The following is a 20,145-nucleotide window of genomic DNA, read 5'->3' as shown; positions in this document are numbered from 1 at the left end:
GCGTGCCCGGCCTTGTTGCGCCGGACTCGCGGGACCCCTCAGCCGCGGTGTTCGGTCAGCCAGACGTGCGCGCGCTTCCAGACCACCCGCAGGCCCGACCGCTCCCCGAAGTAGTCGCCCGCCGCGCCGACGACCGGGAGCATGCCGACCGCCCGGTGGAACAGGTTGCCGCGCGGGCGCTTCTCCAGTTCGCCCGTGATGCCGAGCAGGCCGCGGCCGAGCCGCCACAGCGTGCGGCCCGCCGCCTTCACCGTGGCCTTGCCGTGCTTCTTCTCCGACGCCCTCAGTTCCTCGGTCAGCTTCGCCGCTTCGTCCGCCTCCGCGGCTTCGTCGTGCTCCGCGTGCTTGCCCGCCGCGAGGTCCGGGTCGATGTCGCGCTCGAAGAGCACCCACGCGATGAGCCGCACCCGGGTTCCGACGTCGGTCACCCCGTACTCGCCCGCGATCGCGCACAGCAGCAGGCCCTGCGACGCCGCGCCCAGCGTGTCCTGCACCGGCAGGCGGTCGGCCAGCGCGCCACCCAGCCCGGGGACCGACGTCAGCAGCGCCGTGAACCGGCCGACGCGGTTCATCCACCAGCTCGACCGGTCGTAGCCCGTCATCCGCGCCCACGCCGCCGTGCCGGGCACCTTCACCGACGTGACCCCGTGGATCAGCTTCGCCTTCAGCCCGGTCTCGACCTCGGCCAGATCCTCCGACGCCCGCGCCTGCAGGCCGAACGGGTCGGATTCGCGCAGGGCGTCCAGCATCGGCCCGCACGCCCGCACGAACGGCCGCAGCACCGCCACGACCTGCCGGTCGGAGATCGCCTCACCCACGTCCCGGTCCCCTTCCCACCGCCCGGCGCGGCGTGCCGCCGAGCACCATCGCACCCGGCAGCGCACTCGCGCCGAGCAACAGCAACGCCCGCCAGTCCTGGATCAGGACCAGGTCACCACCGGGGCCGAGCAGGCCGACCCCGAACACGACGAGCACCCACACCGCCAGGGGTACCCAGGAAAGCCCGGGCCGCACCAGCTTCGCCGTGGTCCACACCAGCCACGGCGTGGTGACGGCGCCCACGAGGACCGTCACCGGCACCGGCACCACGCCGATCCGCAGCGGCAGGAAGAACAGCTCCAGCAGGGCGAGCAGCACCGTGTCGACGGCGAGGAGCGCGAGCAGCAGCCCCTGGTCGAGCGTCAGCCGCTCCTCCACGGTCACAGCCCGCCGAACAGGTCGTGCCCGGCACCGTCGCCCGGGCCGTGGGCGAGCACGAAGAAGTCCTTCGCGAGGATCGGCTGGGCGATCTCGTTGGTCAGCGCGAAGTACGGCACTTCGTCGTCGACGACCGCGAGCTGCGTCGCGTGCGCGCGCAGGGCCGCCACCTTCGCGGGCAGGTACGCGGCGACGTCGAGCACCGTCGTGATCTCTTCGTCCGGCGTCGTGGGGAGCTCGTCGTCTTCCGGCACGTCGAACACCGGGTCGTGCTCACGCAGCGCGGCCAGTCCGGCGCGCACCGCGTTCCGCGACGCCACCGTGTGGAACACCCGCTCCACCGAGCGCGCGCCGGGTGCCGCCGCCATCGTGATCTCGTGGGCCCGGATGTGGTCGGGGTGGCCGTAGCCGCCGAAGGCGTCGTAGGTGACGACGACCTGGGGCCGGACCTCGTCGATGAGCTCCGCCAGCTGTGCGGCCTGCTCGTCGGCGGAACCACCGGTGAACGCCCTCGGGTGCGACGCCGACGGCGTGCCCGCCATGCCGGAGTCGCGCCACCGGCCGAGCCCGCCCAGGTAACGGTGCCGCGACACCCCCAGCGCGGCGCACGCGGCCATCAGCTCGGTGACGCGGTAGCCGCCCAGCTGGTCGGCGGCGTGGGCCCGCAGCCCGTCCAGTTCCCCGAGGTCGGCCATGACCTCACCCTCTTCACCCAGCGTGCAGGTCACCACGGTCACCTCGGCGCCTTCGGCGGCGTATCGTGCGATCGAGGCGCCGGTGGTGATGCTTTCGTCGTCGGGATGGGCGTGGACGAACAGCAGCCTTCGCGATACCGGGGAGATCACGGGTTGAGCGTAATTCCCGTGCTCCCACCTTCGTCGGGGACACCCTCGGTTATCCTCGCGCGAGTCGCGACCGCCGCGTCGTGACCGTCTGTACCCCCACGAAGGGCATCTTGGTGAGCACTGAAGCAACTTCGGCGGACGTCGCCGGCGTGTCCGGATCGGTCCTGTCCATTTCCGACCTCAGCGTGTCGTTCCAGACCGAGGACGGCGTCGTCGACGCCGTCAAGGGCATCGGGTTCGACGTGCAGCCCGGCGAGATCGTCGCCGTGGTCGGGGAGTCCGGGTCCGGCAAGTCCGTCACGTCGATGTCGGTGCTGGGCCTGCTGCCCAAGACCAGCCGGATCGCCGGTGAGCTGCGCCTCGGCGAGCGCAACCTGGCGGATCTCAAAGAGAAGGACATGCAGAAGATCCGCGGCAACCAGGTCGCGATGATCTTCCAGGAGCCGATGACGGCGCTGAACCCGGTCTACACGGTCGGCTGGCAGCTGCGCGAGGCCCTGCGTTCGCACCTCGACATCGCCAAGGACGCCGCCGACAAGCGGGCCGTCGAGCTGCTCGACATGGTCGGCATCCCGAACCCCGAACAGCGGTTCAAGCAGTACCCGCACCAGCTGTCGGGCGGGCTGCGCCAGCGCGTCGTCATCGCCATGGCGATCGCGTGCGACCCGAAGGTCATCATCGCCGACGAGCCGACCACCGCGCTCGACGTCACCGTGCAGGCCGAGATCCTGGGCCTGCTGCGCAAGCTGCGGGACACCCTCGACACGGCGATCGTGCTGATCACCCACGACATGGGCGTCGTCGCCGACATGGCCGACCGCGTGATCGTGATGTACCAGGGCGAGATCGTCGAAGAGGCGCCGGTGCGCGAGCTGTTCGCGTCGCCGAAGGAGGACTACACCCGGCGGCTGCTCGCCGCGGTGCCGGTGCTCGGCCAGCGCCCCGAGGGCCGCCGGCTGCTCGACGACGCCGGGATCGGCGCGGACAGCACCGAGGCGGCCAAGATCGCCGAGGAGATCCGGCTGGCCGACGCCGAGCTCGAGGCCGTGATCGAAGAGGCCGCGCCGGCCCTGGAGATCAAGAACCTCGTGCTCGAGTACCCGGGCCGCCGTGGCCAGGCCAAGAACCGCGCGGTCGACGACGTCTCGCTGACCATCGCCAAGGGCGAGATCGTCGGCCTGGTCGGCGAGTCCGGCTCCGGCAAGTCGACCGTCGGCCGCTGCGCCGTCGGCCTGCTGCGCGCGACCCAGGGCACGATCGCCATCGCGGGCAAGGACATCACGACGATGTCGGCGAAGGAGATCCGGCCGCTTCGCCGGTTCTTCTCGATCGTGTTCCAGGACCCGGCGTCCACGCTGGACCCGAAGATGACGATCGGCGAGTCGATCGCCGAGCCGATGGTGCTGCACAAGGTGCTGTCCGGCAAGGCGCTGTCGGCGCGCGTGCGCTCGCTGCTCGACAAGGTCGAGCTGGGCGGGCACTACATGAACCGCTACCCGCACGAGCTCTCGGGCGGCCAGCGCCAGCGCGTGGCGATCGCCCGTGCGCTGTCGCTCGACCCGGCCCTGCTCATCGCGGACGAGCCGACGTCGGCGCTGGACGTGTCGGTGCAGGCCCGCGTGCTGGACCTGTTCCTGGACCTGCAGCAGTCGCTGCAGTTCGCCTGCCTGTTCATCAGCCACGACCTGGCGGTGGTCGACCTGCTCGCCGACCGCGTCGCGGTGATGCAGCACGGCAAGCTGGTCGAGGTCGGCACCCGCGACCAGGTGCTGCACTCGCCGCAGCAGGACTACACGCGCCGTCTGCTGTCGGCGGCCCCGGTCGCGGACCCGGTGCTGCAGGCCGAGCGCCGCGCGGCCTGGGAGGCCGGCAAGCTGGCCCCGGTGGCCGACTGACGTTCCCACGCCGAAGGGCCCTACCTGGCTGTCAGGTAGGGCCCTTCGGCGTTTCCGGGCCAGAGCGCCCCAATGTGGCCTTCGGTGCGTTCAACGCACCCAAGGTGGCCTTCGGTGCGTCCAACGCACCCAAGGCCACATTGGGGCGTTCGGGGGCGGGGTCAGGTCCGGCGATCCGCACGCGAAAACGGATGCGGGGGTGACCGGAACCGGTCACCCCCGCATCGCGTGCGCGTTCAGGCCTTCATCCTCCGCTGCCGCGGGTCGAAGGCGTCGCGAAGACCGTCACCGATGAAGTTGATCGTCAGTGAAATCAGCACGAGCACGACGAACGGTCCGAAGAACAGCGCCGGCCGCGTCTGCAGCTGGGCGTAGTTCTCCAGGATGACGCGGCCGAGCGAGGTGTCCGGCAGCTGGACACCCAGGCCGATGAACGACAGCGCGGCTTCCGCCAGCACGGCCTGCGCGACCGCGAGGGTCGCGTTGACCGTGATGCTGCCGACCATGTTCGGCACCAGGTGCTTGAAGATGATCCGGAACGTCCCGGCGCCCGACGCGCGGGCCGCGTCGACGAACTCGCGCTGGGACAGCGACATCGCCTCGGCGCGGGTGATCCGGGCGATCTGCATCCAGCCGAACGCCGCCAGCACCAGCGCGACGATGTACCAGGAACCGCCACCGAACACCTTGGCGAGGATGGCCGCCGCGGCGATCTGCGGGATGATCAGGAACAGGTCCGTCACCCGGGAGATGGCCGAGTCGGAGAACCCGCGCAGGTAGCCGGCGACCGCGCCGAACACGACGCCGATCACGGTGGCGAGGATCGACACCGTGAGCGCGATGAGGAGCGAGTACTGCGTGCCGCGCAGCACCTGCGACACCATGTCCTTGCCGACCTGCGTCGTCCCGAGCGGGAAGTCGCCGCTCGGCTTGGCGAACGACGGGAACGAGCTGTCCTGGTAGCCGTGCTTCCAGAAGATCGGCAGCAGGATGCTGATCAGCACGATCAGCAGCAGCACGGCCGACGACACCATCGCCAGCTTGTGGTGCAGGAACTTCCGCAGGACCAGCTTGCCCTGGCTCCGCGGCTCGGGCAGCGCTTCCGGCGGGAGCGTGCCCTCCGCGGAAGCGGTTTCGCTCGCGAGAAGAGAGTTCAAGTCAGCCAACGCGAATCCTCGGGTCCAGGATGCCGTACATCAGGTCGGCGATCAGGTTGGCGACGATGACACTGCTGGCGATCACCACGAGCCAGCCCATCATCACCTGAGTGTCGTTCTTCGTGACGGCTTCCACCAGCAACGTGCCCATGCCGTGCCAGTTGAACACCGTCTCGGTGATGATCGCGCCGGCGAGCACCGAGCCGAAGTTGACCGAGAACAACGTCGACACGGGGATCAGGGCGTTGCGGAAGGCGTGCCGGAAGATGACCCGGCCGTTGCCGAGACCCTTGGCGCGCGCGGTCCGCACGTAGTCCGAGTTCATCACCTCGAGCATCGAGGCACGCTGGAACCGGCTGTACGCGGCGAAGCTGATCGCCATGATCGACAGCGTCGGCAGCAGGTACGCACCGATGGTGCTGGTTATGAAGTCCCCGACGCCGTCGGTGTTCAGCTGCTCCGGGCTGGTGGTCCGCAGCCACGGGTTGCCGAGGACGTCGGACAGGCCGAGGTCGCGCACCCAGCCGTTGATCTCGATCGCGTAGCGCTTCAGCACGATCGCGACGCAGAAGATCGGCATCGAGAAGAGCAGGAACGCGAGGGTGGTCGCGAGGTAGTCGATGATCGAGTACTGCTTCACCGCGGCGAGCACGCCGACGATGATGCCGATGATCAGCGCGAGGATTTCGGCCCCGATGACCAGTTTGAGGGTGACGCCGAAGGCGGCCATCACCTTCGGGGCGACCGGCGCGAGGGCGTTGCCCTGCGCGATGGAGATGCCCCAGTTCCCGGTCAGGAAGTCACCCAGCCACGTGAAGTAGCGGGGCACGATGCCCTGGTCGAGACCGAGCTTGGTGGCCGTGGCGGCCAGTGCTTCCTTGCTGATCTGCGGGTTCTGCCGCAGCTCGCCCAGCGGGTCCCCGGTGCCGGCGACCATGACGAAACACAAGAAAGTCCCGACCAGCAGGACGGGAATCGAGATCGCCAGACGGCGAAGGATGTAGATCACCAGGTTCAACGAACTGCTCCTCATCCGGGCCTGGTCGTAGAAGTGCGCTGGACCGCTACCCGGTTGTCTACCGTAGTGGCGGTAACCCTACGGTCAACAGCTACTTCCGGTGGGTACCGGGGCCCGGCTCGTGGCCGGACCCCGGTACCTCCCAGGTCATCTGGAACGAGGGGAAAGAAGAGGCGGGGCGAGCCCTACTTCTTCTGCTCCCACTCGCCGACGTTCCACAGGACACCGTCGTACGACTGCATGTAGACGCGGTCGATGCCCTTGAACGCCCACATGCTCGGCGTCTGGAACAGCGGCAGGGTCGCGTAGGCGTCGGCGATGGCCTTGTCGGCCTCCTGGTACTTCTGCAGCTGCACCTGCGCGTCGGTCGCCTTCACCGCAGCGGTGAACGGCTCGTCGATCTTCGTGTCGCACAGAGCCTGGTAGTTCTGCTCACCACCGTTGTCCGGGCAGACGTAGATCGAGCGGGACTCCGCCTTGAACGGCTGCGAGGACCAGCCGAACAGCGCGACGTCGTAGTCACCGGTCGAGACGCGGCCACCCTTGAGGAAGTTGGCGTCCGTCTCGTCCTTGACCTCGATGCCGGCCGCCTTGGCCTGCGAGATGATGATCTCGACGGTCTGGCTGCGACGCGCGTTCTGGTTGTGCGTGATCTTGAAGGACGCACGCACACCGTTCTTGGCGAAGATGCCGTCGGCACCCTTGACCCAGCCGGCGTCGGTCAGCGTCTTGGCCGCCGCCTCGGCGCCCAGGCCCGCCTTGCTGCTGTACTGGTCGACGAAACCTTCTTCACCCTGGAAGAACAGGATGCTGTTCAGGGGCTCCGCGTCCGCCTGGACCTCCTTGAGCAGCTTGTCGGTGATCTCCTTGCGGTTCACCGACTCGAAGAACGCCTTGCGCAGGTCCTTGTCGGCGAACATGCGCTTGAAGTTCAGGTCGAGGTGCTCGTAGGTCAGCTGCGGGGCCGAACCGTAGGTCACGCCCTGCGCCGCGAGGCCCTTCATGGTCTGGGCCGCGGTGGCGTCCGGCTGGGTCGACGCGGCAACGTCGATCTCACCGTTCTGCAGCGCGGTCGCCATGGCCTTGGTGTCTTCCATGGCGCGGACGACGATCTTCGACGGGCCGCCCTTGCCGCCCGGCCAGTTCGGGTTCTTCTCGAGCGTGACGGCCTTCTGGTTGGCGTCGAACGCGGTGATCTTGTAGGGACCCGACGACGGCATGATCGACGCGTCGAAGCCCTTCCACTTGTCCGTCCAGAAGTCACCGGCGGCCTTGATCTGGGCCGGGTCGCCGGTCGGGGCCAGCTTGGTGATGTCCGCGATGCCGGTCTTCTGCTCGAGGATGTGCGCGGGCATGATCGCCGGCGCGTTGAACAGACCCTTGTAGTCGAGGTAGGGCTCGCTGTAGTCGGTGACGAAGGTCAGCGCGTCCTTGCAGGTGGCCTGCTTGATCAGCGAGTAACCGGTGGTCGAAGCCGAGTTGAACGGGTTCTTGCCGTCCGGGCCCTTGGCCAGGCCGCTCTGCGACAGCCACGCCAGGTACAGGTCCTTGCAGTCGTAGGCCTGACCGTCCGACCACTTGATGTTCGGCTTGATCTTGTACGTGACCTGCTGCGGTTCCTTCTGCGTGACGTCCCACGACTCGAAGACGTCGGTGTTCAGCAGCACCTTGTTGTTGCCGTCGAGCTTCAACGTACCGGAGAGCACCGCGGTCAGGACGTAGTTGTTGTACGAGCTGTTGGTGTCCGGGGTCTGGTTGTTGTACCCCGAGTACCCGTCGTCAATACCGATCGTGACCGTGCCGTCGTACCCGGGGGTGTCCGCGAGCTTGAACAGGTCACCGGTCTGGGCCTTGCCGACAGCCATCGCCTTGACGTCGGTGGACGATCCGTTCTGATCGGTGTTCCCCGAGTCCGAATCACCGCCGCTGCAGGCGCTCAGCAACAGCGAAGCGCCGGCGACGAGCGACAAAGCGGAGACTGCTTTGGATCTCCTCATGAAGTGTGCCCTCCTAGCACTGAGCCCTTGAATATCGGGACAAGGGCCCACACCGCTCCGGTTTGGATGGGCCGGAGCCTACGACACGCCAAGCGACACTCAACTGGCGCACTGCGGGTGCACGCTAGAAAGGAAAAGCACCGACAGTCACCAGTTCAGGGTCGATCGTGACCAAAGGGTGACTTCCAGTCGACATCCAGAAATACGACGGTTACCTCATGGATTCACAACGCCCCACTCGAAGGCGTTGGTAAAGATCACCCGGTGGTACTGAATGCGTAGCCAACCGATTACTTCGGGCCGCGGGTCCAGTTCACCGCGGACCCGAACGGGCCCACCATGGGGGGACCGGGCGTGACGCCCGAGATGCCCGATCCGATCGCCAGGGTGTCAGCCAATTGGAACAACGGAATCACCACGTTCTGGCGCCAAAGTTCAGGCTCAAGGGTGGTCAGGGCTTCACTCGCCGGGGTCGCTCCGGACAGCGCCGCGTCGATCGACGGCTGCAGTGCCGGGTCGCAGAAGCCGGCCGAGTTGCCCGGGACGACGGGCTTGGTCTTGTCCACGCCGGCGGCCGTCTGCTCCGGGCGGCAGCCGAAGGTCGACGCGAGCACCGACGCGGTGTCGCCGCCGACCGCCTGCGGGACGACGGCGATGTCGACCCCGACGTTGCCCGCCGAGTCGCCGGTCGGCTGCTGGACCCCGCCGGCCACCGGCATCGCGAGCAGGCCGCTGAACAGGTCGCGCGGCTGCGGCGTGATCGCGTTGACCTCGATGCCCTGCGCGGCGAGCTCGCTGGTGAGCTCCTTGGCGATCGTCGCGTACGGCTCCTGGGTGCCCGGGGAGGCGATGACCAGCGAGAGCGCCCGGCCGTTCTTGCGCCAGGTGCCCGCGGTCTTGGTGTAGCCGGCCGCCTTCAGCGACTGCTCGGCCTTGGCGACGTCGGGAGCGGTGGGCGGGCCGGGCGGGATGGTCGCCGCGTAGCCCTTCACCGACGGCGCCGTCACCTGGGCATCGGCGTGCAGGGCCGACGACGGGCCGCCGTTGACGCCCTCGGTGATCAGCTTGGTGCGGTCGATCAGCGCGGCGATGCCGGCGCGGACCTGGGCGTCCTGCAGGGTCGCGCTGACCGGGCGCAGCAGCACGTCGGCCACGAGCGGGCGGGCCACGGTGTGCAGCCGGACGGCGGAACCGAGTTCGCCGAGCAGCTTGAGCTCGTCGCCGGTCGTCCGCGCCAGCGCGAACTGGTCGTTGCCGCTGCGCAGCGCGGCCAGCAGCGTGTTCTGGTCCGAGCGGCGGAGCACGATCCGGTCGATCGCGGCGGGCTTCTCCCAGTAGCGCTCGTTGCGCTCGAGGATCACCTCGCCGCGGGCGGTGTCCAGGCTCTTGATCGAGAACGGGCCGGCGACGGCCGGGAAGTTCGACGCGAGCGCCCCGCGCCAGCCGTCGGGCGCGTCCTTGAGCAGGTGGGCGGGCAGCAGGTCGGAGAACAGCGTCTGCCAGCCCGGGTACGGCTTGGCGAAGGTGACCTCGACGCGCTTGCCGCCCTCACGGGACTGCAGGTCGGTGATCTGCCGGTAGCCGGCGGGCCCGATCACGCCGGGCTGGTCGCGCAGCTGGGTGCGCAGGTAGTCGAAGTCCTCGGCGGCGATGGGTGCGCCGTCGGACCAGGAGGCGTCCGGCCGGATGTCGTAGGCGACCACGAAGGGCTGCTGCGAGATCACCTGCGCGGCCTTCATCAGGCTCTTGTCGAGCTGGGTGGTGCCGTCGTCCTTCTGGCGGAACACCGACGGCAGCAGCAGCTGCGAGAGCGCGGAGGTCACCTGCGACGAGTCCGCGAGGTTGTGCGGGTTGTACCCGCCGAGCACGTCGTCGACGCCGACGACGATCTGCGACGGCGTCTTGCCGGTGCTGGACACGGGCGCGACCGACGACGACACGATCGGTGGTGGCGGGGTGTTGGAGCAGGCGGTGAGCAGCACGGCCGCGAGTGCCAGTACCGGCACCGCCTTGCGATTCACCCGCACGCCCCGTTCCTCCCAGTTTCGCCCCGATCGGGTCAGCCATGCTCCCACGACCGTCTTCGCCGCCGGAACCGAGATTCCCATACCCGGATCGGGCGGCGCCGCCGCCCCTTCGTGCCGCTACGGGAAAGGACGCGCGGAACACCGTCCGGGTTCCCGGACCGTTCCGGAACGGCGGAACGAACACGGGCCGGACACGAAACCGGTTCACCTCGGTGGTCGGCGCCAGGGGATGAAGCCGTCGTGACCCCTATAAAGATATAAGGAGAAGAACGGCCTGATCCGTGACACTGGGTCTGCCACCTACGGACCCAGCGTAGGGGAAGGGGCACGAAAAAACCTCCCGGTGACACGCACCGGGAGGTTTTCCGAATCAGGGAGATCAGCCGTTGTCGCGGCTCTTGGCGCGCGAACGCTCCTTCGCGCGGGTGTTCACGTCCAGGGTGACCTTGCGGACGCGGACCACGGCGGGCGCGACCTCGACGCACTCGTCGACGGAGCAGAACTCCAGCGCCTCTTCCAGGCCCATCTTGCGCGGGCGGGCCAGCGTCTCCATCACGTCGGCGGAGGACTGACGCATGTTGGTCAGCTTCTTCTCCTTGGTGATGTTGATGTCGAGGTCCTCGAAGCGCGGGTTCTCGCCCACGACCATGCCCTCGTACACCTCGGCGCCCGGCTCGACGAAGAACGTGCCGCGGTCGGCCAGCTGGATCATCGCGTACGCGGTGACCGGGCCGGTGCGGTCGGCGACCAGGGAGCCGCTGTGCCGGGTGCGGATCTCGCCCGCCCACGGGAAGTAGCCCTCGAACACGTGGTTCGCGATGCCGGTGCCGCGGGTCTCGGTGAGGAAGTCGGTGCGGAAGCTGATCAGGCCGCGCGACGGGAGCACGTACTCCAGCTTGATCCGGCCGGTGCCGTTGCCGCTCATGTCCTCCATGCGGCCCTTGCGCGCCGCCAGGAGCTGGGTGATCGCGCCGAGGTGCTCCTCCGGCGAGTCGATGTAGAGGCGCTCGAACGGCTCGTGGAGCTTGCCGTCGATCGTGCGCAGGACCACCTGCGGCTTGCCGACGGTCAGCTCGAAGCCCTCGCGCCGCATCTGCTCGACGAGGATGGCCAGCGCCAGCTCGCCACGGCCCTGGACCTCCCAGGTGTCGGGGCGCTCGGTCGGCAGGACGCGGATGCTGACGTTACCGATCAGCTCCTGGTCGAGGCGGGCCTTGACCAGCCGCGCGGTGACCTTGTCGCCGCCGTTGCGCCCGGCCAGCGGCGAGGTGTTGACGCCGATGGTCATCGAGATCGCGGGCTCGTCGACGGTGATCCGGGGCAGCGCCACCGGGTTGTCCGAGTCGGCGAGGGTGTCGCCGATCGTGATGTCCGGGATGCCGGCGATGGCGACGAGCTCGCCCGCGCTGGCCTCGGTCGCCGGGACGCGGGTCAGCGCCTCGGTGACCAGCAGCTCGGAGATGCGCACGTTCTGCACCGTGCCGTCTTCGCGCATCCACGCCACGGTCTGGCCCTTGCGGAGCTTGCCGGCGTGGATGCGGATCAGCGCGATGCGGCCGAGGAAGTTCGACGCGTCGAGGTTGGTGACCAGCGCCTGCAGCGGCGCGTCGAGGTCGGCGGCCGGCGGCGGCACGTGCCGGAGCAGCGTGTCGAACAGCGGGTCGAGGTTCTCGCTCTCGGGGATCTCACCGTCGGCGGGCTGCTCCAGGCTCGCCTTGCCGGCACGCGCGGAGGCGTAGACGACCGGGAGGTCGAGGATCGCGTCGTGGTCGGCGTCCTCGATGTCGCTGGCCAGCTCGAGCAGCAGGTCGTGGGTCTCCTCGACGACCTCGGCGATCCGGGCGTCCGGGCGGTCGGTCTTGTTGACCAGCAGGATCACCGGCAGGCCGGCCTCGAGGGTCTTGCGCAGCACGAAGCGGGTCTGCGGGAGCGGGCCCTCGCTGGCGTCGACCAGCAGGACGACGCCGTCGACCATGGCCAGGCCGCGCTCGACCTCGCCGCCGAAGTCGGCGTGGCCGGGGGTGTCGATGACGTTGATCGTCACCTGGCCCTCGGGCGTCTGGCGGTGGATCGAGGTGTTCTTCGCGAGGATCGTGATGCCCTTTTCGCGCTCCAGCTCCCCCGAGTCCATCACGCGGTCGACGAGCTCGGCGCGCTCGGCGAAGGCGCCGGACTGGCGCAGCATCGCGTCCACGAGCGTGGTCTTGCCGTGGTCGACGTGGGCGACGATCGCGACGTTGCGCAGGTCGGGCCGGGTCTTACCGGTCGGCCGGCCGGTTTCGACGGTAGCGCTGGCTGCGGGCACGCGAGAACTCCTGAACTTCAAGGGTTGGATGGCCGCGCAAGCCGTTCAGGCATCCGTGACCGGCTCTGGTCACACGCGGACCTCACCCAGGATACCTGCCACCCCATTGTGAGCGGCCCCACGCCCCCCTGTCGGTTAGGCTGACCTAACGTGGAAACCCGGTGAAGGTCGCCGATCCGGAAGGTGCGTGCGCGTGGGCAAGAAGGCGAAAGACCCGCGAAAGGTCGTGCGCAAGCTGATGAAGGCCGGCAAGGTCAAGAAGAAGTGCTGCCGGTCGAAGCCGCGCTGCAAGAAGTGCCCGGTATTGGCGCTGAAGAAGGCGAAGCTGGATCTGGCCGCGTAGGCCTCAGTGAGGTACGGCCTCGTTGAGCAGCCGCAGCTCGGGTGCGGTCTTGGTCGGCGAGAACTCGATCACCTCGTACTGGGCGAGGTGCTTCACGCAGAACGGGTCGGACGCCAGGATGGCGTCGAGCTTCCCCCGGTTCATCGGCCGCGTGATGATCACGCCGCCGGTGCGCGGGTTCCGCCGCCCGGACGCCAGGAAGTGGCCGTGTTCGTACTGCTTGTTCAGCCACTCGGCGTGGTCCGGGAGCGCGTAGTCGATTTCCTCGATCGGGGCCGTGTAGTTCAGCAGGACGACATACATGGACAAGACCGTAACTCCGCCGGTGCGCTTCCGCGCCGGTCGATGCGAAGTGGTGACGGATCGGGCTATAGTCGGTGCCATGCACGCGCAGACCAGCTGGTGGCCGCCCTCGGCGGCCGTCTAGTCCTGCGCTGATCACCAGCGGCCGCCCCGGACGGGCGGCCTTTTTTTCGTGCCTTCTCCGGGGTGGCCCCACCTCGGAAGGAACCCACGATGAGCAAGCTGTCCGGCATCACGCCCTCCGGTCACGTCCACCTCGGCAACCACCTGGGGGCGGTCCGCCGCTGGGCCGTCGAGGGCGGCGCGGACGACCTGTACTTCGTCGCCGACCTGCACGGCATGACGACCCCGCACAACCCGGCGAAACTCCGATCTCTGGCGCGCGAGCAGCTCGCCGTGCTGATCGCCGCCGGCATCGATCCCGAGCGGGTGTTCGTCCAGTCCGACCTGGCCCGCGAGCTGGGCGCGCTGACCTGGGTCCTGGAGTGCACCTGCAACTACGGCGAGGCCGCGCGGATGATCCAGTTCAAGGAGAAGTCGAAGGGCCAGGCGGGGGTGCGGCTGTCGCTGCTGACCTACCCGGCGCTGATGGCCGCGGACATCCTGCTCCAGGGCGCGGAGGAGGTACCGGTCGGCGAGGACCAGCGGCAGCACGTCGAGCTGACGCGGACCTTGGCCAAGCGGTTCAACAGCGCGTACGGCGAGGTCTTCACCATCCCGCGCGCGGTGCTGCCGCCGTCCGGTGCGCGGGTCAAGGACCTCACCGACCCGACGCGCAAGATGTCGAAGTCGGCGCGGGACGAAGCGGGTGTGGTGTTCGTGCTGGACGAGCCGGACCAGATCCGCCGCAAGATCCGCCGCGCGGTCACCGACGGCGGTTCGGTGCCCGTCCACGCCCCGGAGACCCGGCCGGGGATGGCGAACCTGCTGGAAATCCTGGCCGCCTGCCGGGGTGGATCGCCGTCGGACCTGGCTTCGGAGTTCTCCTCGTACGGAGCGGTGAAGGACGCCGTCGCCGACGCGGTGATCGAGGAGCTGCGGCCACTGCGCTCGCGGGCGATGGCCCTGCTCGACGACGTCGCCGAGCTGGACCGGGTGCGGAAGGCGGGCGCCGAGCGCGCCCGCGAACGCGGCTCGCACCGGCTCGACGCGGCGCTGCGGATGATCGGCGCTGCTGCGCCGATCGGTTACCAGTCCGGCCACAGTCACGGCCGCATGACTTCGTAGCAACGGTCACGTGCCGAGGCGCGGGGCGGCCTACTTTTGGCCGGACTGGTAACTGAGCAGCGCGCGGAAGGCCGGCAGCAGGATCCGGTCGGCGGGCAGCCAGTCGACGTCGTCGAGGTCGTCGGGCCCGAGCCACCGCACGGCTCGGTGCTCGACGGCCCGCGGCTCTTCACCGGGCGAGACCAGCTTCGCGGCGTAGATGCGCAGCACCCGCCGGCCGGGCAGCGGGATGTCGTCCCCGACCCGCCCGCCGACCTCGACGACGACGTCGAGTTCCTCGCTGCACTCACGAGCCAGCGCGAACGCCTCGGACTCCCCTTCCTCGACCCGGCCACCGGGCAGTTCCCACTGCCCCGCGTGCTTCGGTGGCCAGGCCCGCTGCTGGGCGAGCAGCTTCCCGTCCCGCACCAGGGCGGCTCCCACGATCACAGCGTTCACAGTCCCGGAACTTACCCGGAAGCCCCGCCCCCGGCCGCGCACCAAGCGCCCCAATGTGGCCTTGGGTGCGCTCAACGCACCGAAGGCCACATTGGGTGCGTCCAACGCACCGAAGGCCACATTGGGTGCGCTCAACGCACCGAAGGCCACATTGGGTGCGTTGAACGCACCGAAGGCCACATTGGGGCGCTTGGGCCGGGGCCGTCGTCAGCCGGCCGGGACCGCGCGCCAGGCGACCACGAAGCGGGCGCCGCCGTCCGGGGATTCGCCCACCTGGACCCGGCCACCTCGCCGCCGGACCGTCTCCGCCACCATGGCCAGCCCCAAGCCCGTGCCTCCCGAGGACCGGGCCCGGTCGTCGGCGATCCGGTAGAACCGGTCGAACACCTTTTCGCGGTGCTCCGCGGCGATCCCCGGGCCGTCGTCGTCGACCACCACCCGCACCGACGACCGCGACGCCAGCACCGACACGACGATCTGGCCGCGTGCGTAGCGGCACGCGTTGCGCAGCAGGTTGTCCAGCACGAGCTCCACCTCCGCGTGCGCCGCCGACGCCCACGCCTGGGCCACCGCGCTGCTCACCCGCGTCTCCGGCGCCCCGGCCGGCAGGCGCGCCACCGCCGCGCGGACCTCGCTCACCAGCTCGACCGGCGAAGCGGGCGGCACCTCCCCCGCGTCGGAGCGGGCCAGCGACAACAGCCCGTCCAGCAGCGACGACAGCCGCTCGGCCTCGGTGAGGATGTCCGACAGCGTCTCCTGCGCCAGCTCCGGATCGGGGTTGGTGACGGCCACCTCGGCCTGCACCCGGATCGACGCGACCGGCGAACGCAGTTCGTGCGCGGCGTCGCCGGTGAAGCGCCGGAGCCGGTCGCTGGCCTGCTCCTGCCGCTCCAGCAGCGCGTTGAACTCCTCCGCCAGCGCGCGCAGCTCGTCGTGCGAGTCCGGCAGCGCCAGCCGCGCCCCCGGGGGCAGCGACCGCACCGAGCCCCGCATGCGGGCGACCGGCCGCAGCGACAGGCGCACCACCAGCCACGTCGCGAAGCCCGCCACCAGCGCGCCGATCGCCGCGACGACCACCAGCCACACCCCGCCGTAGTGCACCGCGGCGGCGAACCCGACCAGGCCGGCCCCGGCGACGACCAGCCGTTGTGCCCCGTCCGGCGCGCTGACGACCGTGCCGAGGTACCGCGCGCCGTCGCGCTGCACCGGCTGTCCGGCCTTGAGCGTCGAGACGTCCGCGGGAGCGAGCCCGGCCGGGGTGCCGCCGTCCACCGGGGTGCCCGCGATGTCCAGCACCCGCAGCGTCACCGGCGCCGCGCCGGACAGCGCCCGTCCGGCGCTCACCTCGGCGCCCGCCGGGCCCAGCGCTCCGGAAAGCTCGCGGTCGACCGAACCGATGAGCAGCGGCGAGAGGTTCGACGCGGCCAGCGTGGCCAGCCCGAGCAGGCAGGCCAGGGTGATCGTCGCGGCCAGCAGGGTGATCCGGACCTGCAGGGACCGGCCCCGCCACCAGGAGATCACGGGGTGATGACCTCGTCGAGCTGCGCGTCGGACGCGAGGTAGCCGTGCCCGCGCACGGTCCGCAGCAGTGCGCCGGCGCCGACCGCGTCGAGCTTGCGGCGCACGTACCCGACGTAGACCTCGACGAGGTTGCGCGTCACCGCCTGCTCCTCGCCCCAGACCGCGCGCAGCAGCTCGTCCTTCGTGACGACCGTGCCCGCCCGGCCGACCAGGACCTCCAGCAGCGCGAACTCCCGCGGGCTCAGCGCGACTTCTTCGTCGTGCCAGTGCACCTGCCGCAGCCCGCGGTCGACGGCCAGCGCGCCGAGCCGCAGCGTGCCGCGGCCGGCCTCCGGTCCCGCCCGGCGCAGCACCGCGCGGACCTGCGCGACCAGCACCACGAACGAGAACGGCTTGACGAGGTAGCCGTCGGCACCGAGGTCGAGGCCGTCGGCCTGGTCGACCTCGCCGTCCTTGGCCGAGACGAGCAGCACCGGCGTGGTGACGCCGTCCTTGCGCAGCCGTTCCAGCACGCGGTAGCCGGACAGGCCCGGCAGCATGATGTCGAGCAGGACGACGTCGAACGTGCCCGTGCCCGCCAGCTGCAGGCCGGTGGGCCCGTCCGCGGCGGTGACCACGTCCATGCCCTCCGCGCGCAGCCCGCGCTGCAGGGCCTTGCGCACGCCCGGTTCGTCGTCGACCACCAGCACCCGAGGTTTCACGAGACTCATCATGGCCGGTTTGCGCAGGTCGTGCGTCGGTTCTCAGCGCGATCTCAGCGTGGGAGGGAGAACCTTCAGGGGTATCTCAGCCTCGAGAGGGAAGCGTCGGTGCCAGGGAGCCGGGCACACTCGAGTCCGGGAACACCACAGGGAGAGACGCATGAAACCGAAGACGAAGGGCATCACCGCCGCGGTCCTCGGCACCGCGCTCGGTGCCGGCGGCCTCGCGTTCGTCGCGATGCCGGCCAGTGCCGACGACAAGCCGGCGCTGCCGCAGGTGAGTGCCGAGGACCTGGTGCAGTCGGTGGTCAAGGCGAAGCCGGGTGCGTTCGACGGCACGCTGAAGGTGAGCAACGACCTGGGCCTGCCCGCGATCGGGAACGCGGTACCGGGCGCGTCGGCGCTGAACATGGACTCCGCGCACATCTTCACCGACGGCGCCGGCAAGAGCCGCCTGGCCGTCACGCAGGGCGCGAGCCAGGAGACCGTGGTCCACGACGGCACCACCGTCTGGGACTACAGCTCCAAGACGAACACCGCGACGAAGGTCACCATCCCGGCCGACGTGGCCCAGCAGAAGGGCGCGGGCAGCGAGAAGACGGCCGACCCGCTGGCGGCTTCGACGGAACTGCTCGCAAAGGTCCGCGAGAGCAGCACGGTGTCGGTCGACGGCACCGCGACCGTCGCCGGCCGCCCGGCCTACGAGCTGGTCCTGACGCCGAAGCCGACCGAGCGGACACTGCTGCGCGAGATCCGCGTCGCGGTCGACTCGCAGACGCGGCTGCCGCTGCGGGTCGCGGTGCTGAGCAACGGGACGGCGACGCCGGCGCTCGAGGTGGCGTTCACCGAGATCGAGTTCACCCAGCAGCCGGCCGACCTCTTCACCTTCACCCCGCCGAAGGGCGCCAAGGTGCAGGAGAAGACGCCGTCCATCGGCCAGGAACACAACGACCTGGCCGAGCAGGCCAAGCAGGACGTCAAGGTCGTCGGCGACGGCTGGGACACCGTCGTCACCGGCAAGGTCCCGGCGGACGCGCTGAACGCGGCGCCGAAGCAGCAGTCCGGGCGTGAAGGCCGTGAGGGCCGCAACGCCGACCCGAAGGCGCTGCTCGAGCGGTTCGCCGAGAAGGTCGACGGCGCCTGGGGCAGCGGCTACCTCGTCACCACGAAGGTCGGCAGCGCGGTGCTGACCGACGACGGCCGGTTCGCCGCCGGCGCGGTGCCGGAGCAGGTCCTGTACGAAGCGCTGGGACAGAAGTGACCAGCACCACCTCGGTCCAGTCCGGGGCGGAGGTTTCTTCGGAGACCTCCGCCCCGGCGGTCCCGCTGGCCGCGCGGACCCGGGGACTGCGCAAGGTCTACGGCAGCACCGTCGCGGTGGACCACGTCGACCTCGACATCCCGCAGGGCGCGGTCGTCGGGATGCTCGGGCCGAACGGCTCGGGCAAGACGACCACCATCCGGATGCTGCTCGGCCTGGTCCGGCCGACCGAGGGCGAGGTCGAGCTGCTCGGCCGTCCGATGCCCGACGCCGCCGCGCACGCGCTGCCGGACGTCGGCGCGCTGGTCGAGGGGCCGGGCTTCCACCCGTTCCTGTCCGGGCGCGACAACCTGCTGCGGTTCGCCGCGGCGGAACCGCGGCTTTCGTCGGCCGGGATCCCGTTCGCGGTGGACTCGGCGCTGGAGCGCGTCGGGCTGACGGGAGCGGCGCGACGGCGGTACAAGGGGTATTCGCTCGGCATGAAGCAGCGGCTCGGGCTCGCTTCGGCGTTGCTGGTGCCGCGGAAGATGGTCGTGCTCGACGAGCCGACCAACGGCCTCGACCCTGCTGGTACCAGGGAGATCCGCAGGATCGTCGCCGAGCTGCACGCCGAGGGCGTCACCGTGCTGGTGTCGTCGCACCTGCTGGCCGAGGTCGAAGCGACCTGCACGCACGTGGCCGTGCTGCAGTCCGGGAACGTCGTCGCGCAGGGCGAGCTGGCGGAGCTGCTGGAGTCCGGGAACGCGGCCCTGCTGGTCCGCACGCCGGACGCGGACCTGGCGGTGGAAGTGCTGCGGGAGCACCGGATCGGCGCGCGGCTCACGCCCGACGGCATCCGGGCCGACCTCACCGCGGCGGAGGCGCCGCGGGTGCTGCAGGTCCTGGTGGGCGCGGGGGTCGCGGTCCACGAGGCGACACGGGCCCGCACCGGGCTGGAAGACTTGTTCGCGCGGCTCACCGAGGGGGCGGAATGACCACGGCGGTTCTCGAAGCACCGGCGGCCCGCACGGGCCACGACACGGTGCCGTTGCCGCGGTTGCTGGCCGCGGAGCTGCGCTGGATCTTCCGCCGGCCGCGGACGCTGGCCGTGCTCGGGCTCCTGGCGCTGATCCCGGTGGTGATCGGCATCGGCCTGACCCTGGTGGACGAAAACCCGTCGAGCGGCGGCGGCCCGGACGACGGCGGCGAAGCACTGCTGTCGTCGGCGGTCAACAACGCGTTCGTCCTGCCGATCGCGGCGATCGTGCTGTCCTTGGCCCTGTTGCTGCCCTTGGCCTCGGCGATGGCGGGCGCGGACGCGATCGCGGGCGAGACGTCCCACGGCACGCTGCGCGGCTGGCTGATCGCCCCGGTCGGCCGGGGTCGCCTGCTGACGGTCAAGGCGTTCGGCGTCGCGACGGTGTCGGTGGTTTCGGTGCTGGCGATGTGCGTGACGGGCGTGGTGACGGGCCTGATCATCAACGGCACGGATTCCCTGTTCACACTCTCGGGCACGACGTTGTCCCTGGGCGGCGCCATGGCGCGGCTCCTGCTGGTGGCGGCCTGGGTGGTGCTGCAGCTGTGGGCGATCGGCGCGGTGGCGCTGGCGATCTCCAGCTGGACGGAGCACCCGATGCTGGTGGTGGCCTCGGTCCTGGCGGCGGACATCGTGTTCACCATCCTCGGCTTCTTGACGTCGCTGGACTGGCTGCACCCGTTCCTGCTGACGCAGAACTGGTCGATGGCCCCGGCCGAGGTCCTGCAGGACCCGATGGGCACCCAGATGCTGACCGAGGGCGCCCTGCGAGCGGCGTGCTACATCGTGATCGGGCTTTCACTGGCGTACGCAAGGCTTTCCACCCGCGACGGCTGAGGTTTGTCAAGTCAGCCATCCACAGGTGCCGGGTTGTCCACAGATCTGCGAGTGGTCG

Annotated in this window: 18 protein-coding genes; 6 read left to right on the top strand and 12 right to left on the bottom strand. The window is 70.0% G+C overall.

Annotation, left to right across the window (positions count from 1 at the left end; all coding sequences use genetic code 11):
* Positions 1 to 38 precede the first annotated feature (38 nt).
* Genes ACLJQE_RS23680 through mshB form a run of 3 tightly spaced genes read right to left on the bottom strand, consistent with a single transcriptional unit; the run spans position 39 to position 2,042 of the window.
* Positions 39 to 818: a hypothetical protein gene (locus ACLJQE_RS23680; RefSeq protein WP_410641497.1), complete on the bottom strand. Its 780-nt coding sequence runs from the start codon at positions 816 to 818 to the stop codon at positions 39 to 41.
* On the bottom strand, positions 811 to 1,203 hold the full coding sequence (locus ACLJQE_RS23675) for a hypothetical protein (protein WP_410641496.1): 393 nt from the start codon (positions 1,201 to 1,203) through the stop codon (positions 811 to 813). Before ACLJQE_RS23675 ends, ACLJQE_RS23680 begins: the two co-directional genes overlap by 8 nt.
* Positions 1,200 to 2,042, bottom strand: coding sequence for an N-acetyl-1-D-myo-inositol-2-amino-2-deoxy-alpha-D-glucopyranoside deacetylase (gene mshB / locus ACLJQE_RS23670; protein ID WP_410641495.1), 843 nt, complete (start codon positions 2,040 to 2,042; stop codon positions 1,200 to 1,202). Before mshB ends, ACLJQE_RS23675 begins: the two co-directional genes overlap by 4 nt.
* 113 nt (positions 2,043 to 2,155) lie before the next feature.
* On the opposite strand from mshB, the gene ACLJQE_RS23665 reads away from it, so the two are divergent.
* On the top strand, positions 2,156 to 3,937 hold the full coding sequence (locus ACLJQE_RS23665) for an ABC transporter ATP-binding protein (RefSeq protein WP_410641494.1): 1,782 nt from the start codon (positions 2,156 to 2,158) through the stop codon (positions 3,935 to 3,937).
* Positions 3,938 to 4,173: 236 nt separating this feature from the next.
* Here the strand turns inward: ACLJQE_RS23665 and ACLJQE_RS23660 are convergent, their stop codons facing one another.
* The 5 genes from ACLJQE_RS23660 to typA form a co-directional block, all read right to left on the bottom strand.
* The gene (locus ACLJQE_RS23660) at positions 4,174 to 5,103 is read right to left on the bottom strand and encodes an ABC transporter permease (RefSeq protein ID WP_410641493.1); all 930 of its coding nucleotides are present in this window, start codon (positions 5,101 to 5,103) and stop codon (positions 4,174 to 4,176) included.
* The gene (locus ACLJQE_RS23655) at positions 5,096 to 6,112 is read right to left on the bottom strand and encodes an ABC transporter permease (RefSeq protein ID WP_410641492.1); all 1,017 of its coding nucleotides are present in this window, start codon (positions 6,110 to 6,112) and stop codon (positions 5,096 to 5,098) included. The genes ACLJQE_RS23660 and ACLJQE_RS23655 overlap by 8 nt, the downstream gene beginning before the upstream one ends.
* 185 nt (positions 6,113 to 6,297) lie before the next feature.
* Entirely contained in the window at positions 6,298 to 8,109 is a 1,812-nt protein-coding gene (locus ACLJQE_RS23650) for an ABC transporter family substrate-binding protein (protein WP_410641491.1), read from the bottom strand.
* Between the two features lie 290 nt (positions 8,110 to 8,399).
* Positions 8,400 to 10,136 carry an ABC transporter family substrate-binding protein gene (locus tag ACLJQE_RS23645; protein WP_410641490.1) on the bottom strand — a complete coding sequence of 579 codons (1,737 nt, stop codon included), beginning with the start codon at positions 10,134 to 10,136 and terminating at the stop codon, positions 8,400 to 8,402.
* Between the two features lie 379 nt (positions 10,137 to 10,515).
* Positions 10,516 to 12,441 (bottom strand): translational GTPase TypA, encoded by a 1,926-nt coding sequence (typA, locus tag ACLJQE_RS23640; RefSeq protein ID WP_410641489.1) that lies wholly within the window; start codon positions 12,439 to 12,441, stop codon positions 10,516 to 10,518.
* Positions 12,442 to 12,634: 193 nt separating this feature from the next.
* Here typA and ACLJQE_RS23635 point away from each other — a divergent pair, with 193 nt between their 5' ends.
* Positions 12,635 to 12,784: a hypothetical protein gene (locus ACLJQE_RS23635; RefSeq protein WP_285458779.1), complete on the top strand. Its 150-nt coding sequence runs from the start codon at positions 12,635 to 12,637 to the stop codon at positions 12,782 to 12,784.
* Positions 12,785 to 12,787: 3 nt separating this feature from the next.
* Here the strand turns inward: ACLJQE_RS23635 and ACLJQE_RS23630 are convergent, their stop codons facing one another.
* Positions 12,788 to 13,087 (bottom strand): YciI family protein, encoded by a 300-nt coding sequence (locus ACLJQE_RS23630; RefSeq protein ID WP_410641488.1) that lies wholly within the window; start codon positions 13,085 to 13,087, stop codon positions 12,788 to 12,790.
* A 213-nt stretch (positions 13,088 to 13,300) separates the two neighbouring features.
* On the opposite strand from ACLJQE_RS23630, the gene trpS reads away from it, so the two are divergent.
* A complete protein-coding gene (gene trpS, locus ACLJQE_RS23625; RefSeq protein WP_410641487.1) occupies positions 13,301 to 14,314 on the top strand; it encodes a tryptophan--tRNA ligase in 1,014 nt (337 codons plus the stop codon).
* A 30-nt stretch (positions 14,315 to 14,344) separates the two neighbouring features.
* Here trpS and ACLJQE_RS23620 read toward each other — a convergent pair whose 3' ends face one another.
* From ACLJQE_RS23620 to ACLJQE_RS23610, 3 genes are all read right to left on the bottom strand, one after another.
* Positions 14,345 to 14,752, bottom strand: coding sequence for an NUDIX domain-containing protein (locus tag ACLJQE_RS23620; RefSeq protein ID WP_410641486.1), 408 nt, complete (start codon positions 14,750 to 14,752; stop codon positions 14,345 to 14,347).
* A gap of 207 nt (positions 14,753 to 14,959) precedes the next feature.
* A complete protein-coding gene (locus tag ACLJQE_RS23615) occupies positions 14,960 to 16,273 on the bottom strand; it encodes a sensor histidine kinase (protein WP_410641485.1) in 1,314 nt (437 codons plus the stop codon).
* The gene (locus tag ACLJQE_RS23610) at positions 16,270 to 16,986 is read right to left on the bottom strand and encodes a response regulator transcription factor (protein WP_410641484.1); all 717 of its coding nucleotides are present in this window, start codon (positions 16,984 to 16,986) and stop codon (positions 16,270 to 16,272) included. The genes ACLJQE_RS23615 and ACLJQE_RS23610 overlap by 4 nt, the downstream gene beginning before the upstream one ends.
* Before the next feature lie 148 nt (positions 16,987 to 17,134).
* On the opposite strand from ACLJQE_RS23610, the gene ACLJQE_RS23605 reads away from it, so the two are divergent.
* From ACLJQE_RS23605 to ACLJQE_RS23595, 3 genes are read left to right on the top strand one after another with little or no spacing between them, the layout of a single operon-like run.
* Positions 17,135 to 18,235: a LolA family protein gene (locus ACLJQE_RS23605; RefSeq protein WP_410641483.1), complete on the top strand. Its 1,101-nt coding sequence runs from the start codon at positions 17,135 to 17,137 to the stop codon at positions 18,233 to 18,235.
* Positions 18,232 to 19,209, top strand: a complete 978-nt coding sequence (locus ACLJQE_RS23600) for an ABC transporter ATP-binding protein (protein WP_410641482.1) — start codon at positions 18,232 to 18,234, stop codon at positions 19,207 to 19,209. The genes ACLJQE_RS23605 and ACLJQE_RS23600 overlap by 4 nt, the downstream gene beginning before the upstream one ends.
* A complete protein-coding gene (locus ACLJQE_RS23595; protein WP_410641481.1) occupies positions 19,206 to 20,087 on the top strand; it encodes an ABC transporter permease in 882 nt (293 codons plus the stop codon). The genes ACLJQE_RS23600 and ACLJQE_RS23595 overlap by 4 nt, the downstream gene beginning before the upstream one ends.
* The last annotated feature ends 58 nt before the right edge of the window (positions 20,088 to 20,145 follow it).

It is taken from the genome of Amycolatopsis sp. lyj-346 (assembly GCF_046548975.1).
Lineage (GTDB): Bacteria > Actinomycetota > Actinomycetes > Mycobacteriales > Pseudonocardiaceae > Amycolatopsis.
Note: the sequence above shows the minus strand (reverse complement) of the source record. Positions and strands in the feature narration are given on the sequence as shown.

Excerpts from the sequence above, each read along its gene's own strand:
- ACLJQE_RS23630 (WP_410641488.1), bottom strand. The coding sequence starts at position 13,087 with ATGTATGTCGTCCTGCTGAACTACACGGCCCCGATCGAGGAAATCGAC.
- trpS (WP_410641487.1), top strand. The coding sequence starts at position 13,301 with ATGAGCAAGCTGTCCGGCATCACGCCCTCCGGTCACGTCCACCTCGGC.
- ACLJQE_RS23605 (WP_410641483.1), top strand. The coding sequence starts at position 17,135 with ATGAAACCGAAGACGAAGGGCATCACCGCCGCGGTCCTCGGCACCGCG.
- ACLJQE_RS23610 (WP_410641484.1), bottom strand. The coding sequence starts at position 16,986 with ATGATGAGTCTCGTGAAACCTCGGGTGCTGGTGGTCGACGACGAACCG.
- ACLJQE_RS23595 (WP_410641481.1), top strand. The coding sequence starts at position 19,206 with ATGACCACGGCGGTTCTCGAAGCACCGGCGGCCCGCACGGGCCACGAC.
- ACLJQE_RS23650 (WP_410641491.1), bottom strand. The coding sequence starts at position 8,109 with ATGAGGAGATCCAAAGCAGTCTCCGCTTTGTCGCTCGTCGCCGGCGCT.